The 16,978-nt window shown below is 36.3% G+C and carries 19 protein-coding genes; 4 read left to right on the top strand and 15 right to left on the bottom strand.

The genetic code is table 11. The annotated features are described in order from the left end of the window. The first annotated feature begins 66 nt into the window (after positions 1-66). Genes LG276_RS01135 through LG276_RS01125 form a run of 3 tightly spaced genes read left to right on the top strand, consistent with a single transcriptional unit; the run spans position 67 to position 1,735 of the window. A complete protein-coding gene (locus LG276_RS01135) occupies positions 67-753 on the top strand; it encodes a hypothetical protein (protein WP_251163197.1) in 687 nt (228 codons plus the stop codon). Positions 754-768: 15 nt separating this feature from the next. Further along, a complete protein-coding gene (locus LG276_RS01130; protein ID WP_251163196.1) occupies positions 769-1,515 on the top strand; it encodes a Panacea domain-containing protein in 747 nt (248 codons plus the stop codon). 34 nt (positions 1,516-1,549) lie between these two features. Next, positions 1,550-1,735, top strand: a complete 186-nt coding sequence (locus LG276_RS01125; protein ID WP_251163195.1) for a hypothetical protein — start codon at positions 1,550-1,552, stop codon at positions 1,733-1,735. A gap of 53 nt (positions 1,736-1,788) precedes the next feature. On the opposite strand, the gene LG276_RS01120 is transcribed toward LG276_RS01125, so the two are convergent. Then, a complete protein-coding gene (locus LG276_RS01120; protein WP_251163194.1) occupies positions 1,789-2,535 on the bottom strand; it encodes a sulfotransferase family 2 domain-containing protein in 747 nt (248 codons plus the stop codon). A gap of 155 nt (positions 2,536-2,690) precedes the next feature. On the opposite strand from LG276_RS01120, the gene LG276_RS01115 reads away from it, so the two are divergent. After that, positions 2,691-2,861: a hypothetical protein gene (locus tag LG276_RS01115; RefSeq protein WP_251163193.1), complete on the top strand. Its 171-nt coding sequence runs from the start codon at positions 2,691-2,693 to the stop codon at positions 2,859-2,861. A 41-nt stretch (positions 2,862-2,902) separates the two neighbouring features. On the opposite strand, the gene LG276_RS01110 is transcribed toward LG276_RS01115, so the two are convergent. The 14 genes from LG276_RS01110 to LG276_RS01045 all read right to left on the bottom strand — a co-directional run bounded on the left by LG276_RS01110 (position 2,903) and on the right by LG276_RS01045 (position 16,978). Beyond that, positions 2,903-3,868: an N-acetylmuramoyl-L-alanine amidase gene (locus tag LG276_RS01110; RefSeq protein ID WP_251163192.1), complete on the bottom strand. Its 966-nt coding sequence runs from the start codon at positions 3,866-3,868 to the stop codon at positions 2,903-2,905. A gap of 59 nt (positions 3,869-3,927) precedes the next feature. Next, complete coding sequence (locus tag LG276_RS01105) at positions 3,928-4,161, bottom strand: phage holin (RefSeq protein ID WP_404294354.1); 234 nt, start codon at positions 4,159-4,161, stop codon at positions 3,928-3,930. Positions 4,162-4,172: 11 nt separating this feature from the next. Continuing rightward, the gene (locus LG276_RS01100; RefSeq protein ID WP_285840943.1) at positions 4,173-4,439 is read right to left on the bottom strand and encodes a hemolysin XhlA family protein; all 267 of its coding nucleotides are present in this window, start codon (positions 4,437-4,439) and stop codon (positions 4,173-4,175) included. A gap of 32 nt (positions 4,440-4,471) precedes the next feature. Then, on the bottom strand, positions 4,472-4,693 hold the full coding sequence (locus LG276_RS01095) for a hypothetical protein (RefSeq protein ID WP_404293205.1): 222 nt from the start codon (positions 4,691-4,693) through the stop codon (positions 4,472-4,474). Continuing rightward, the gene (locus LG276_RS01090) at positions 4,693-5,124 is read right to left on the bottom strand and encodes a hypothetical protein (RefSeq protein WP_404293203.1); all 432 of its coding nucleotides are present in this window, start codon (positions 5,122-5,124) and stop codon (positions 4,693-4,695) included. The genes LG276_RS01095 and LG276_RS01090 overlap by 1 nt, the downstream gene beginning before the upstream one ends. A 2-nt stretch (positions 5,125-5,126) precedes the next feature. Continuing rightward, positions 5,127-5,558, bottom strand: coding sequence for a hypothetical protein (locus tag LG276_RS01085; RefSeq protein WP_404293201.1), 432 nt, complete (start codon positions 5,556-5,558; stop codon positions 5,127-5,129). A 13-nt stretch (positions 5,559-5,571) separates the two neighbouring features. Next, positions 5,572-10,224, bottom strand: a complete 4,653-nt coding sequence (locus tag LG276_RS01080) for a phage tail protein (protein ID WP_404293199.1) — start codon at positions 10,222-10,224, stop codon at positions 5,572-5,574. Between the two features lie 36 nt (positions 10,225-10,260). Beyond that, positions 10,261-10,956, bottom strand: coding sequence for a distal tail protein Dit (locus LG276_RS01075; protein WP_340977223.1), 696 nt, complete (start codon positions 10,954-10,956; stop codon positions 10,261-10,263). Between the two features lie 13 nt (positions 10,957-10,969). Next, the gene (locus LG276_RS01070) at positions 10,970-14,686 is read right to left on the bottom strand and encodes a tape measure protein (protein ID WP_404293197.1); all 3,717 of its coding nucleotides are present in this window, start codon (positions 14,684-14,686) and stop codon (positions 10,970-10,972) included. Next, positions 14,687-15,241: a Gp15 family bacteriophage protein gene (locus LG276_RS01065; RefSeq protein WP_404293195.1), complete on the bottom strand. Its 555-nt coding sequence runs from the start codon at positions 15,239-15,241 to the stop codon at positions 14,687-14,689. Between the two features lie 10 nt (positions 15,242-15,251). Then, complete coding sequence (locus LG276_RS01060) at positions 15,252-15,704, bottom strand: hypothetical protein (RefSeq protein ID WP_404293193.1); 453 nt, start codon at positions 15,702-15,704, stop codon at positions 15,252-15,254. A gap of 93 nt (positions 15,705-15,797) precedes the next feature. Beyond that, positions 15,798-16,250, bottom strand: a complete 453-nt coding sequence (locus LG276_RS01055; RefSeq protein WP_095371148.1) for a phage tail tube protein — start codon at positions 16,248-16,250, stop codon at positions 15,798-15,800. A gap of 3 nt (positions 16,251-16,253) precedes the next feature. After that, positions 16,254-16,655, bottom strand: coding sequence for a minor capsid protein (locus LG276_RS01050; RefSeq protein WP_322910542.1), 402 nt, complete (start codon positions 16,653-16,655; stop codon positions 16,254-16,256). Then, on the bottom strand, positions 16,655-16,978 hold the full coding sequence (locus LG276_RS01045) for a minor capsid protein (protein ID WP_095371150.1): 324 nt from the start codon (positions 16,976-16,978) through the stop codon (positions 16,655-16,657). Before LG276_RS01045 ends, LG276_RS01050 begins: the two co-directional genes overlap by 1 nt.

Genomic DNA, 16,978 nt, shown 5'->3' with positions numbered 1-16,978 from the left:
TTCTCCCTTATAATAGAAGTGTTATATAGTTATATTTTAATATAATATTGGGGGAAACTTCTTTTAATGAGTAGCACGAAAATTATTCAAAAAGAGTATACATATAGTATTAAAGAATATGAAGAAATATTTAAGATACTAAATGAAAATCTTATTAATCATAACAATATGTGGATATCTCAACAACCAGGTATACATCTGTATAATTTAAAGAAAACATATGTTAAAAATGTTATTACTGAAAAAGATGATGAAATTTTTATTATTGACCAACAGTTTTATGACTATATGACAAGGTATAAAAATGAACTTATTTATTTATACGCACAAATAATTGGACTGATAAAAGAATTATTTAATTGCAATATTATTGGTAGAATAAAGAATGAGGAATCTATCTTAAATAAATTACAAAAGAAAAAAGCTGAACAAAACGGTTCTTTTTCAATTAATAAAGTCCTCAATGATTTATTAGGTTTTAGAATAATCGATAAGGATTTTGGAAAAAATATTAACAAAATAAAAACTATTTTAGATAATTTAAAAGAAAAAGAAGGTTTTCGTATTCTACATAAGGAAAGAATTAATGGAGATTACAGAGGGTATCATATATATTTTATGGGTAAAGACGCCAAACACTTCCCTTTAGAGTTGCAAGTATGGGATACTAAGAGTGAATTAATTAATTTAGATTCCCATGAAATTTATAAAAAGGATTATACATCCTGGCCTGAGATTTATTTTAAAGGCTAATTAAGGAGGATTAGCATGATAGAACATTTTATTATATTATACAGCGATTATAAAAGTGGAAAGAGAATAGCACTACATAAAAGTGATGAGAAAATAGACGGAATAGCTGAATGTGTAAAAACATTAGAGACATTAAAGGCAGAATTTGAACATTTAACCTTTGGATTCCACCACCTACAAACAAGTGAACATTCTTGGGATTCTATTGTAAATTATGATAAATTCTTTTCAGATGTTACTCCAATAACAAACTTTAAAGATTTTAAAGAAATGATATCTGATGATTTAATGATATCTGCATTCGATATTGCAAATTTATTAACTTCTCGCATGCAATTAACACATTTAAAATTACAGAAATTAATTTATCTATTCTATTGTAAATTTGTTAAAAAGTATGACTACAGACCATTTGATGAAGAATTCTATGCTTGGCAATATGGACCGGTAATTAAGGAACTATATGAAAAGTACAAAATTTATGGTAGAGATGAGATTGAACAAGAAGATAATGATTACCTAATACTTAAAGATAAACCTTTCAAATTATCTGTTTTTTCCAAGTTCACTAAGACACCTATTGATTACAAGATTGTTGAAACATTAGAAGAAACTATCAAAGAATACGGTGAATACTCCGCTTTTTCATTGGTAGATTTAACTCATGTTGAAGATGGTCCTTGGGATATAATTTATAAAAATGGTTTAGGAAGAGATGAGGTTATACCACATAACTTAATTCACCAATCTTGTAGCGATTAATCCCTTTCTACTTTATGAAACAAGGAATGATGTCATGAAACCTGAGGAAATGTATGTTTCTGTTACAGATGAGAAGGGTGATAAATACTATATTTTTGCCCAAAGTCATCCAGTTACTGTTGTAGGAACATCTGACAATAGAGGGATAAAGGTTGAAGGCAATACAATGAAAGAAGCATTACAGAAGGCATTTGAAGGAATGAAAGCCCACCTCGTTTGAGGTGGGCTTTCATTCACACATTGTGAAAATATAGACTTTTCTTTTTTTAAAACTCAAAGCCCTTTCATACTATAACCGTAAACCTCAAAATCTTCTTTATAAAGCTCTGTAACTAATTGAATTGCTTCAGCATCATATAGACTCTCATAACTAGGCAAATCCCCATCAAAGTCCAATGGTAGTTTTGTTTCTGCATGTCTCCCACTACCCTTCATATAATTTAGAAAATGGTGTGGAGATTTTGATAAATCTTTTATAGGAGATTTTGGAAGGTTGAATTTCTTTTCTATTTTTTTTAATTCTGATTTAAGGTCCTCTAATTTAACATAATGATTTATTAAATCTTCTTCCCCTTGTAAATACTGCTGTGAAATATGAGGATCTATTTGACCTGGTTGAACTCCTCTTTCTTTAATATAATATAAAAACTCCTTAAACGATAGGCCAGTGGTAATTTTCGGACTTAAGTTATCTCTTACAACCGTTCCAATTAGTGTAGAGTAAAACGAGCTAACAGCTCTTTTATATGGATCTCTAACAAGTTTATATGTTGCTTTTTGGTTAGACAATAGACTGGTGACTAGTTCCTCTCTGTAAAATTGATCTTGAATTTTGGATCTATAGGTATGAATCCAATTATCCATATTTAACGCTTCAGATAGTTCTCCTGACTGATAATAAAACCATTTCATTATAGTTGTACAACCTGATTTTGGTGACCAATAAAGAATAATAGGTAAATTCTTATTATATAAAGGAATTCCGTTCATAAATGTTTGATATATTTCATTATTATTCATTAAGTTTCTCTCCTTTTATTAACATTTAACATATAATATGCAAAAAACTAAAGTTTAAATTGTGCAAAAACCTTTAAATTAAAAAATGTATATTTTTACAAAAGGTACATATTTAATAATTATAGATAAGTTTATTAAGGAGTTGAAAATATTTGATGACTTGGGAAATGATCAAAGTATCAATTCAAGGTGACTCTTGGTATTCAGAAACCATAGGGTATACAATTATTCATACTACAAAAGGTTTCGTTTCTTCTAATTCGCAATTTACAATTAAAATTTCGAATACCTTCTTAAGAGCAACTGATTGGAGAAAAGTAAATTAAAATTCCAACAATTCCATCACACTTTTGAAGGACTTTTATTATTACTTCATAATAATCTTTGCACTAGTATCAGCACCTACATAGATATTACGTTTACCTCTTGATGTTTTAATCGTCACGACATTTGCTTGTGGTTTATCAAGAATTTCATACGTTAACCCACCAAACGCTGCAGGAGTAAGTGACCAGTCAGAGTTCTTAGTAACTGGAGCTACATTGAGCTTATATGTCCTCCATGTCTTTGCTGATGCTGGTAGAGTAACATACTCTTTCTTTGCTTTTGTAGATGTTGGTTTACCTTTTTTGATTAACTCTAATAACTTAATGTTTTGAGGTGCAGTGCCTTTATAATCTTTTATACCATACTCTTTCGCTAATTTAGCACGGTTTGAATAAGAAGAATCAACACCCTTGGAATTAAGGTAATCCACGATGCTATTAGTATTCTTTGGCGATGTTGTGGAAGGTTTTGTGTTTGTTGATGTGCTACCACTACCGAAATTCTCTTGCTCCTGTACCCCTTCGACCTTATTTAAAAAGTCTTGCCAAGAGATCCCTTTATAACCTGCTCGTAATTGAGCAGGGCAGTTTTTACCTGACCAATCATGGTGTTGGTTAACACTACTGATATCAAGACCATGCTTATCCATTAAAAGCTTAACAAGTGCTGCACCATTGTTTAGAGTCTTTTCGTAATCGCCATCTGAGTTGACACACATCTCAATATGAATCGACTCCGTGTTACCTGGTCCTCTACCGTCTCCTGCAGCCCAACACATAATGTCATCCTCGAATGACTGGATGATTACTTCATCATCAACAGAATAGTGCCAACTAGCTTGTCTAGGATTTAAATTTGATTGAATGTTTGCATGAGCCTGTGCATCGGCACCTGGATTGGTATTACCCGTTTGGTGAGGTGTGATGGATTTGATTTTGTTACCTTTACCATAAGAACGCTTATTTATAACCTCTTGAGATACTAATTGTTTTTTGATATTAACCATATAAATAACACTCCTTTTATTTGTATTGGATTAAAAAAAGACTGCCCGATTGGACAGCCTTATTTAGTCAAACCTTTCATTTTCAAAGCAGCTCTTTGCCTTTTACCCTTTGCTGTTACGTAATTGTTCTTAAACCATGCCCACGTTGCGGCAGCACCAGTAAATGCTGTGCTTAAAACTTCACCCCATAGTTGTTCACTACCTGGTATTGGATTTAAACCTATTGCCACCAAAAATTGATTGATAACCGCCACCAATAACACCGCTGTTCTAATGATTGTCCCTTTGTCCATTTTCAATCTATTCATCCTCCTATCACGTTATAAAAAAGAGCGATTGCTCCGCCGATTAAGCCGGTGCAAACCGCTGTAATAATGGCACCTATTAAGGCGCGTTTAATCCATGTTGTATTGTCATTAATACTATCTAAAGTTTTATTAATTGCTTTAATTTGTTCCTCATGTACAGATGTTTTATTCTTTAGATCAGCGACATCTTTCTCTAGTAATTTGATATCCTGCTTCATTTGTGTAATGTCTTTATCGTGAGTATTCACCTCGACCGCCTCCATTGTCTATCCCCCTTATCCAAAATAAAAAAGCCTTATTCGGCTTCTGGTGTTAGTCGTTCAATCAATTTAATTCTCACTACATTTTTTAATGCTGTAATAGATTCATTACCTTGATAATCCTCTGCGGAAATTGGAATATAACCATTTAATGTGACTGTTGACTCTGGATCATTGGCTCTGAATTGAACATGTACTACTGAAATACCACCATCTGCATAACGTATATTTGTACCTGTGATTTGAATATCAAACATTATTCTTCCTCTCCTTTTTCTTCTTCATTTTCAAATGCTTCACATAAAATAAAATGAGCCTCCGCAGATTTCCCTGAAAGCTCTTTGTCATATTCGTTTACTAATTTTTCTACTGTCTTTAATGCAGATTCAAGATTCTTATCATCCACAACAAAATACTCATCATATAGAGCCTCTTGCTGTTTCTTGAACTCCTTGGCATCCTCCATTTGAATACCACCTTGATCATTAAGAATCAATTCATTATCATCATCTGTTTTGCCGTATTCTTTTAGAAGAGATAACTCTTCTTCTCCAACCTTCTTGCTTTTTTCACCGAGAACATTCACAATACGCATACGATGGATGTTTTTCTTCCCTTTTGCACCAACTAGGTTTTGTAAAAAGTCCGCTACGTTACTTAAGTGTTTGTGTTGAATTTTGAGTTTCAAGCTTAATTACCTCCATTATCTTTAGTAATAATTAAATGTTGCGGGATATTTACTTTTAATGTCTTTTCTATTCTGTTTGGTATGGTTGGATCTTTCTCTGGTTCCATTGCCGGATCTGGATAATATCTTCTTATTCTATAAAAACCTTCAGCATATAAGTTAATATCCGAAAGGTAAAAAACTAGTCCCTTTTCCTCGCTTTCAATATAAAGTGAATCGGTTGTATCAATTGGTCGATCAAATACAGCCACTAACTCACAGTTAATAACTTGATAAGGTTGACCTGTCCCTTTATAAAAACAACTATAACTTTCATAAATATCAATAGGATTTTCAACATGCCTTCTACCAACTAAACTATCAACATAGATATTAGTTTCTTGCATTTCCTCTGCATAATTAAAAATATAAGTAACTTCTTTATTGAATTCCATTTATTATTTCCTCCTAAGCTACATTTAGCAACCCTTCTAAATGTGCGATTCTTTTTTCTTGATTTACAACTGTTTGCTTTAAAAGTTGATTTTCTATTTTAAGCCAATTTATTTCATCTGCATGTAAATCAGTTATTGAAATTACATCTTTGATACCTTTGAGAGAATATCCAATCATAGAATAGAATTCGACTGTATCGTTGGTATTGGCTATTATTTCATTTGGTGCCTCATCTAACATCACCCCTAGATGTTTCTTATCATCGTTCTGTTCAAAATTATAATTAAATAGATAAAGATTCATTGACCTCAATTTATCAATTACATTATCTGAGTAGGTTTCAATATTCTTCTTAGTTTCTCTTAATGAGGAGGGTGGTCTGAAATCAGATGCTTTTATCGGTCCATAGGTTCCATCTCCAGAACCTCTCGCAGTCACTCTCACCTCTCCACTACTTGTTGGGCGAAGGTACAGATGAACACCTGCTGTATCAGAATTAACCTCGAAGTAATTTCCTCTAAAACCTGATGCAGCAACGGCGCGCCAAATAATACTTCCTTCATCAGCCATTCCGACGCCTGTTGCTCTAATTTCACCGTTAGCGCCCAGATATAGATGCGTTCCTCCTGCTGATGTGTTTGTAGCAATTCCAGCAAAATATCCCTTATATCCCCTTGCATTACGGTATACCGGGTTACCAGAAGAACCATCCACATAACCCTTGTTAACAAACCTTGTTTCATCATCTGACCCTATATAAGCATTGGTTGAATTAGTGCTGAAACCAAAACCATAAATAACAGAAGCTCGTAAATCACGGTATACCACTGATCCGTCAGCTTGCGTAAACGCTGAACTTGTTATTCTTACTTCTCTATCTGTACCGATATATCCATTATATCCCGGTCCAAAACGTAGTCCTTGAGCCCTGATAGGTCTGTAACTGTAATTCTCTGCAACACCATCTGATGGAATACTTGAAATATTAACTACCCTGACTTCGTTAGTTGAGTCCGGAGCCAAATAGACATTAGAATTACTTGTGCCTAGAGCTGCACTTGTTACTAGTGATCTATCAACACTAAATCGTTGAGAACCGCCTGAATTATATCCAAACAAACCGTCAGGATTAACATTTACATATTGCCCATTAGACTGCGTAAGACGGACATTACCACCAATGATTTCTAAGTTAGTTAATCCGTCAGAAGAACGGAACTTAGCTCCATATACGTCAATACCACGTAATGCACCTACATTGATACGGTCAGCGTTCACGCTTGCAATTTTAGCAGCTGTTACAGCTAAATCATCAATTTGCGCTGTACCAATAATGGCATCTTGTAATTTTGCACGCGTAATAGACGCATTTGCTAATGCGCCGTTTTGTGCAGTTATACTATTAGCTGCCATTAAGTTGGCTTTTATTGTGCCATCCACAATTAAATAACTATTGTTCTTTCTTCTAACGACAAGGTTATCAACATATAGGCGGTTAGAAGTTTCTCCATTGTTTTCAAATGTAACGCGAATTCTAATATATCCAACTCCAGCTGGCACTTTATATGAACCATTCATTTTAGTCCAATTTACAGTCTTGGTTGTTGTAGTGAAAGCTGTTCCCCAACTATGATGTTCTTTAGAAGGAGAGTAATTACGTACACCAAAAGTTTGTCTTCCAGTCCCTGCAGTATTGTGATTTCGATACTCCCATTCAAAGTAAAGCTCATCCCCCTCACTTACTTGGATATATCTTTCTTGCATGACATCAACATTGCGAACAGAATTTGCCCATAAAACCATGGTCTTTGTTGAGCCGTTTTGTAAGCCCCATGTTGTTTGATCATATACCATAAAAACTGAGTTACTTGGGTTTTCGTTTATCCATCCAGTTACTTTGTTTGTAACGTTAGGAGCATCATCTTCGAATGTTCCATTATCTACGAGATTAGTAAAATCACCAACATCTAGTAATCTTGCTTGGATTTTAACTATTCCAGGTTGTACATTGATCGCACCAATAATCCCATCTCGGTCTACTTTCAATTCAATATCATCTGATAAGAGACTTAGGGATGATTCTGCTGAAGTCATTCTACCGGTTAATGAATTAACTTCTTGAGTGGATGCTTTAAATGTTAAGTCATATGCTGTTTGGTCAATTTTTGTTTCTGCTGATGAAACACGGCTTTCTATGTCTTCTGGTGGAGGGGACCACCCAGCGAGTTTATTGCCTTCTATCACTTGTAAATCCCATATTTCTGCTTTCATTGGGACATATCCACCAGACCCACTGGATCTATTAGGCTGGATATACAGATGCGTATCTGTGGCTGTCATACCATTTGTTGTAAAATGTATCTCATAATCATAGATTTCTTCATCATTGGGATAAGGAGAGCCAACAGTCCACACATCACTCACTAGTTCATTATTTCTATAAACAGACACTGGATTACCCGAAGATAATTGGCTATGACCACCCATAGTAGTAATATTCCCAGAAATTTTTCTAATCTTAAACGCTAGGATATATTCAGTGAATGGCTTAAATATCGTATTGCTCAAACGTAAACCAGCTCCAGATGAACCCATTGACTCTATGGTATAGGTGTATGCATCAAATTGATAAGTATTGCCCCATGGTGCAACGAGACTCCTTCTTGCTAAATTGCGCCCACTAATCTCCAAATTATTAAACTCAGACCTAAGCTCATTTACACTAGTAGAAATCTTATTAGCCTTAATATCAACTGCAGCAATTTGACTAATAGCATTACCAACTTCACCGGTTAATTCATTAACATTAGCTTCCACATTTTGCGCTCGTAAAGACAACCCAACTAGGCTGTTATCAATTTGAAGAATTTTATTCTGGTAAACTCCATTATCAACCTTATTAATCAATTCCTCATTAACCAGATATATCTTTCCATCCACATAGTCAAAGCCTGCTTTATTTGCAAGTTCAGACATCAAGCTAACTTCTGTTGCTGTTATCTCAGCGTCTGTATATTGCTTTGAATCAGCTTGAATTTGATTATATACATCTTGGCGAATCATATCAGCGTAAATAGTGCCATCAGCAAGTATGTCAGCAGTTTTTGATAGCTCTCTCAATTCGGCAGCTATATCGGGTCCGAATAATATATCATCACTGACTACCCTGTGGGTTGCTCCCATAACTTGCACAGACCAGTCACTTGGGGTTCCATGCTGATTAACTGCCCGTATACGGTAATACCAAACTTGATCAGTACCAACCGAATGGAGAAAACCACTAGTATTTCCCCTCCACAATAAGTGCTGTGTATCTGGCACAAAGTCTTTTAATTGTGAGCCATATACTTCGTAGTGTTTTACATAAATCGAACTGCCGTAGTCCCAATATAATTGTATAGCTCCCATTCCACTTATCGCTTCAACATTTATTGGAATAGTGGGCTTGATGTCTGGGAAACTTCCCTCTGTGACTTGTTGTGGACGATCACGGATTTGTTCAACTTCTTTTTTTAACTCTTCAAGCCGATCATCCTCTAAATCGAGAAATTGCCCCATCTCTACAACCGTGGTACCGTCAATGTCTAAAATGTCATATTCCATGGCTATTACTCTAGCTTGGATTTCGATAGGACGCGCAAAACGACGGTCAATAGCAACCGAGGTGTCACCAAGGAATACTTCTTCATCAAACAGTTCGGCAGCAAGTCGATAATTGACTTCTGGTTTTTTTATAGTCTGTAAGTTATCCCAAGTAGCCCATAACAACTCTTCTGGATCTTCATATTGTTGGTTGCTATAGATGCCAAAACGATGCTTCATCTCCCCGTTTTCATCTTCATAGCCTAAAATGGGGATATCTTTAGGGTCGCCGACCCATACTTGTCCTTTTGGCTTATTAACAGGATGACCTTTTGAAACAGACCATTCAACATCCGCAAAATCAATATAACGGGTAAACCCACCTGTGTGTTCGCCCTCATCGTCTTCAATTGGTAAGGATGAACCACGACCGTATAACGCTGTCTTTGGATAGCTTAGAATGGTTCGACCAATCTCTGTTGTATTATGGTCAATTTCAAACCGTTGACCATGTTCATATCCACGACGTTGTAAAATCTGAATCTTGCATGCCTTGATTTCATTAGTGCGCTCGTCAAAATCCACAACATCTTTTACTTCTCCACCCCAAGTAGACAGGATATCCCATACAGCTTCTACACTTGATAAATAATAAAAGTTTGTAGTGGCTAAACCTAATGATACCAATACTTCTCCAATCCAACGGGTACCTAATAATGCGGCATCTAGTGCTTCATCTGCTGTTTTATCAACAAATCGCCTATCGACAACAATATGATCATTTAACTCAGCTAGATATACAGGTTCACAGGTTGCTATTGTCATTGGTCCATTTATGCCATCACTATCGTCAATTTCACGAATAACCATTAACCGCCAATCGCCTTCATGATCTTTAAAGACGACTTTATTTTCTTCTTTTACGTGTACAGTATTTTCGTGGTCTGCCTCAATGGTAAAAGAAAAAGGCTTGTCCGGCACGCTATTTACCTCTATCCGGTAATTCGTACTGACTAGCCCTGTGTCTTCTGACAATATGGTTAAGTGTTTTTCCCTTTGGCTAAAGACATACAATTCACTCAATCTATCACATCCTTTCCCTAAGGATTTCTCACCTCATTAATAATATCTCTCGACATATTTCAAAGTGCAATTATGGTTTGCCTTTATCGTAAATGGACCAGGTTGCAAATGAACAAAATTAGAAATCATTCTATAAGAATGTCTTAAATCTTCACCATTTAATAATGCCTTTCTCCCATCCAATTTAAGTGTAAGCCTGTCACCAACTACAAACTCATATGCTAATAGCAGATAGAAGTTATTACTTCCTTCTATTTCTAGAGTATTTGTAGCCTTAGTAAAGACAACTTCAATTGTCCAAGGTACTTCCACCTGACCACTAATTGTATGAACAGAAGGCTGTGAGGTAACATTGATTATTTTTTCAGATCCAAACCTATAGGCTTGTGGTAAATAAAAGTTGATGTATCCCTTTGCATATTTGGGGCGTTCACTTAACTCCATTCCTTCATAATAGGCAAGGTAATACCTGTCAGGGTTATCCTTGAATATCAACTTTTTCGGTTCATCATGAATAAGCCATGTGGACATATCTTCTTTCAATGACTCTATTCTTTGATTGCTAGAAATCCTAATGGGCACTTGTAAGTTATCATCCATTAACTTCTTTTTTCTAACCCTAGTTCCACTTTTTGACATATTGAATGTATCAAACATAATAGGAGGCGAAGGTGGTCTAAATAAATCAGCTATTACCCTGATATAGTCTTTTTCAATACCGTTAAAAATCATATTCTCACCTCCCCTACCTTGGTCTTCTTCGTTTACGATTGTTGGAACGGTTTTGTAGATTAGTTATATCATCAACTATCTCTCTTGCGACTTCTTTAGAACCAACATAAAGTGAAATAACAGCTGGTTGCTTACTGTTTGGTTCACCTTGATTACCTTCATTTTGTGTAGGAATTTGAAATCCTCTAATAGCATCTACAAGCTGATTCCCCATGCCACTATGTGCCATTCTTGATGTGCCTAAAGCTTGTTCGGCCGTTGATGTTAAAATCATTCCGTTAGACAGGGTATCTAGTTCTTTATAAACTGATTTAGCGTTTTCCCTGATACCTACAGCAATTCCTTCGGGAATCCAACGACCTACATCATCCCTCATTAGTCGAGAAGGGGAATGGATTCTTAAAGCGTTTTTCATGGTGCTTGCAACACTATTTGCTATACTCCTGGCTGTAGACATTACTGCACCTCTACCAGCTAATAGACCTTGATTTAAACCAGCCATGGCATTCCTACCTACTAAATTAAATTGACCTCTTGTACCGTTGAACGGAGTAACTAAATCTTTCGCTAACAACCTCATTGTTTTGGTTTGATCATTTGACCCTGCTCTTAATCTAGCAAGCATGTTTTTCATGGCTTGTTGAGTAACTAGTGGTAGCTTTTTGAGCGACTTTTCTATAATCTTGACTGAATTATCATGCCCCTTAGAAATTTGTCTAAAATTCTTTTCGGAGCTTTCAAGAATACCTTTGAACATATTTTGAACTGATTGCAAAACAGCATTACTACCTTCGTTTATACCAAGAACTAAACCTTCTGTAATGTTAGAGCCAAAACCCTTAAAAACTTTAGAAGGGCTATTTATTCCAGCTTCTTGCTTAAAGGCATTTGCCGTATCCTTTGCCATATTTTTAGAAGCATTTTGTGCTTGTGGTGATCCTTCTTCAATCCCTCCTGCTGTTCCTTCTGGCATTGCCTTTCCGAGTGATTTAAAATCAGCTGATTGTATTTCTTCAGCTAAGGATTGTTCCATACCAGTTACTAAATGTCCTACAGCTTCCATTACACCTGATTCTTCAATACCTAAGGATTTGCTCAAAGCATCAGTAGCTGTGTCTCCACCTTTTTGAAAGGCTTCACTTAAATTTTTTAACTCTTCATCAGAGGCATTAACTAATGCATTTACGTGTCCTGCTGATTCGGGACCTGCTTCTCTTAAAGTATTGAGCAAACCTTCATCAACACCACGCTCAGCTAAAGTGGCAATATTCTCTGCCCAATTGCTAATAATCTCTTGGTTCGTTTGGAGATTCTCCGTCATTTCTGCAACAGTTATCTTTGATTTTTCACTAAGGGTATCAAACATATTCGTAGCTTGTTCTTTGTAACTCTCCCATGTCGATTTCATGGACTCGACGATCTCTTTATTAGTGTCTGATAATCTTTCAAAATCTATCACTTGATTATTGACACCATTCTTAACAGCCTCTGTAATAGCCTCTTGAGAGGAGACCATCTGCTCTTCAGTAACCTTCTGTTGTACAGCTAACTGTGATTGAGTATCAATTAAAGATGCCTCCTGTTCATCAAGAGCAGCCATCGCATCCTTATATTCTCCTGATTTAACTGTTCCTTCTGCCTTTTTCTGATTCCAGTCTTCTTGTAAGGCATTTATTTCTTTTAATTGCATGTCAATTTCATTTTGCTCTTTTGATATTTCTAATTGTCTTTCTAACGCACCATTGTAAGATGTCTGTTCCTTCATTAACTCAACGCGGGCTTGTATTTCCTTCGATGACATGCTTAACGCCCCTGCTTCTTCGTTATAAGCAAGGTTTAAACCATCTATGGATCCATTTAATTGTTCGATATAGGAGTTAAGTATTTCTTTTTCAGCAGCAGACTTCTTTTCTTTTCCGGCTAGTTCTTCTATTTTCTTAGCTAATTCTTCGTTAGCCATAGCTGATGCATTAATTTCAGTTTGATTCTTTTTGTACGCTTCAGCGTTAATATTAATTTGATCATTTAATGAATTTACAGATTCACCAAGCTTTTCAGTCTCAGCATTTAATTTCTCAGCTTCTTCACTTGTTTTGTTAAACCATTTAACTAATGCAATGACTCCACCTACTAATGCACCTATACCAAGTGTGATCCAACCAATTGGACCCATAGCCAATTTTGTTGCAGCGGCAAATGCAATTTTCGCTGCAGTTGCCAACTTGACTTTCCCTGTTAAAACACCCAGAGCTAAACTACTTAATGTAATAGCGCCTGTATGAGCTACCGTAGCAGCGGCACCAGCTCTAGTTACTGCAGTTGATGTCATTTGTGCTGTAATTTGAGTACGTGTAGCTAGTGTTAAAGCTTGTTGCGATGCAATAGCAGTTGTAATTACTGCATTCATTGATTTAATAGACGCTATAACTTTAGTGACTATCACTAGCCCTGCATATGCTGATACCATGCTCAATATTACCGGGGATAAAGCTTTCGCTACAGGGATAACTGCTCCTACCGCAAAACCAAAAGCCTTTACGACTGGTGTTGTGCTTTCAATCACCGAACCAACCACTTTAAATGACTGGTTAACTATTGCTTTTAAACTATCAATATTTTGAGCGATATCTTTCCCAGTTACCTGTTGGGATAGCTTATCGAAAGATTTAATGATATCGGCAATCCCTTTTGCTGCTGCATTTCGTAAGTTTCCTAAAGAAGTAGCAATTCCTAAACTATTTTCTTTTGCAAGTTTGGCCATGATTCCAGTACCAGTACCAACTTCAATAAGTTTCTCATTGAATTGATCTAAAGTAATAGCCCCGTCTTGTAAAGCGTTGTATAAATCATCCTTAGCGCTTTTACCAGCAAATCCAAAACCTTCAGCAATCTTAATCAAACCGACATCCATCGTTTCGGATAATGTGTTCCAAGTATCCATATTCATGGTTCCGGTCTGTAAAGCCTTAATATATTGATCAGTTCCACGCTTTGCTTCCTCTGCACTAGAACCCGAGCCAAGCAATGCATTGTTTAATGCAATCGCTGACTCTGTTGACTTATCCATGTCATTAAAAGAGGTGTACATTCTTTGAGCACTGCCAGCGATATCATTAAGTGTAGTTGGTAATCCATCGATACCTTCAGAAAGTCTATTCATCGCTTTCTCTGAATCCTCAGCAGAAACCCCTAAGGCTTGTAGTACTTTTGGAAATGCATTAAGTGTATCAAAACGTGCAATTGCCGCATCCACTGAGTTTTTTAATTCATTAAATACCGCTGTACCAATTGCCACCAATCCCAAAGAGGTGGCTAACTCTTTTATGCCGAATGAGGCTCTACCGGTTTCTTCTCCAACATTTGACACCTCTTGACTCGCCTCTTGAGCTTGGCTTGCCATGCCGTCCAAACTATCTGAAACACCGCGAACGCTAGATGCAGCACTAGTACTACTATCAGCTAAGCCATCAACACTGCCTTCTACGCCCCTTAAATCTCTACTTGCCCTAGAACCACTTTCTCCTAATCCTTCAATAGCACTACCTGCACCACGCACACTAGAGCTTGCTTGAGTACTACTATCACTAATACTATCCATACTATTTTCTACAACTGTCATTCCACGGCCAGACCTAATTGCTGAATCTCCCAACCTATCTAATGCATTAGATGCAACTGTAACCTGTCTGCCATCAACCTCAATCTCAATCCTAATTGATCCATCTGCCAATTATTCCACCTCCTCCCAAGCTAAAGAATATTTCCTCTGAAGTTTCTCCATATTAGCCTTATAATCAGGTGAATCAGTATTTTTCGGTTTCCATGCCCTAATTTGAATAATCCTCTTCATGATCGTTTCATCTGGCAATCCGTTGAGTAAAGATTGAAATTCATGCCAGTGAAGCTTTCCTTGCTCTTTATACAAGTTCACTCCATAGGCTTGTTGAAAAGAGGCATATATGGATTCTGCATCTATACTTAAATCAATAAGTTGCTCATGTTCTTGTTGAACAGGCATTGGATTGCCTTGAAGGTCATATTCTATTGACGTTTCGTTTTCAATTTTAATAAACTCTTGATATATTAAATTCCACATATCAATTACATCAGTATCAGGAACGCAACCGATTAGTAAGTTTAATGCAGTTTCTGCTTTTTCAAGAGGGTTGAGAACCTCGTCATATAGAACATCAAAAACATCTAACACATTATCAAAAGATAGATCAATCGAATAAATTTCACCTTTAAAAGTAAACTCGGTGATTAGAGGGTCGTTTAACCTCACTCTGCATCACCTACTTCTTTTTGGCTTTTTTATTTAGATATTCATTTTGTTTTTTCTTAGCTTCTTTAGATCGTGATGTCTCTTGCTCCTCAAGTCGTTGAGCAATGGCAGCCCCCACTACCTCTAAGGCTTTCTCTAAAGCTAGGATATCCGGGTATTCTTTGTAAATTTTACGGAATGAGCCGTCACCAAAAATAATGTCATATTGAGCTGCTATGAACTCTTTATTAACATCAAATGCGGCATCTACTGTTTTTTCATCGAGACTCTCAACAGTAATTTCTTCTGGAAAGTGGATATGTTTAGCTTTCTCCTCAGCCACCTTTAATTTTTCTTGTGCTAATTCATCAACATTAAAATATCTTCTGAGATTTTCAAAAGAGCTATCAAACCACAGTTCCACTTTTCCAACTTTCACAGGAAATCCAGTTCTTTTAATATCAATTTGTATATCTTTTGACATCATAAATCCTCCTCTAGAAATAAAAGAGAGGCATTAAACCTCTCTTATCCTTCTGGTATTTCTTCTTCATCGCCTCCGTCTTCCGGAGGTTCCTCAGGGTGTAGTTAAATCTGTTTCTTTTGGAATTGTATCGAAACGAATATTGCAGCTAAATGTTTCATAAGCAGATGCATCACCTGCTCCAGCTACAATTGCTGAGACTGTTGCTCTACCTACCCATTCTTTCTTGCCATCTGCCGAAACGACTTTGTGCCAAACCTTACGACCATCACCAGTTTTGTATTTCAATCCAGCAATCAATGCTTGAGCAGGGTCTTCAGGGTCATAAAAGCCTTCTGGAGTGTAAGCGCCAGCTACAGAAACAACATCCGTTTCTGGTGTGCCATCACCGTCATAGAATGCTTGCTCCTCAGTTCCTTCCTGTGTATCATCACCAATTGCAGAAATGTATTTTGCAAGTTCTAACCACTCTGTTCCTGGTGTTTCTGTACCTGGAAGATACGCTTGTACAAAATGTCCTCTTAACGCATTTTTTTGTCTTGCCATTCTTTATTCCTCCTTAGTATTAAAAACTGTTACTGTTGCTTGAATATCTAATAAAAAAACGAACCAACCCTGATCATCTAATTGATTGATGAAAGGTTTGTTCGTTATTGAAAGGTCCTCAAATTCAAAACTATTATTATTACTCTCCAACTCTTCTAATCTCTCTAATTCATCCTGTACTAACCACAGTGATTGATGTATTTTGCTTTGTGACTTCGATTTCATAGCAATTTCATAGTTTAATTGCTGGTCACTTACACCATCCATGAACTTTCTAATTACTTGTGAACCAGGCAAGGGATATATAACAAGCGATTCTTCTGCCCCTATATATCCCTTCTTACAGTTAAGCGGAAGGTTGGGGATTAGGTTAATTCTATCGGTCAATCTTTCTGTAAAATCCATTACCAATCAGCCCCCTTTATGAAAGCCTTGTTCCAATCATTCATATAAAGGTTTTTAGCTTTCATATCCCACCTCGGACCAGTGCCAGGAGTGGTGTAATTATGCATGTACATATAAAAAAGCCTTGCAGCGTACTTTTGATGATACTCAATACCAGAACCATCTACAGCAATACTCATTGCTTGCCTTAAGTTACCTTCATCCATTGGAACGAACTGGTTCATATCTGCGGCTGCTTGATTTGCTAAAGTCCTTTGACCATTTCTAACTGCTTTGGCACTCAACTTACTACGAGCAACACTTAAATTAACTGTTACCCCCAT

Source organism: Cytobacillus kochii, assembly GCF_044790165.1.
GTDB classification, from domain to species: domain Bacteria; phylum Bacillota; class Bacilli; order Bacillales; family Cytobacillaceae; genus Cytobacillus; species Cytobacillus kochii.
The sequence above is the reverse complement of the archived record's forward strand: the minus strand, read 5'-3'. Positions and strand labels throughout refer to the sequence as shown.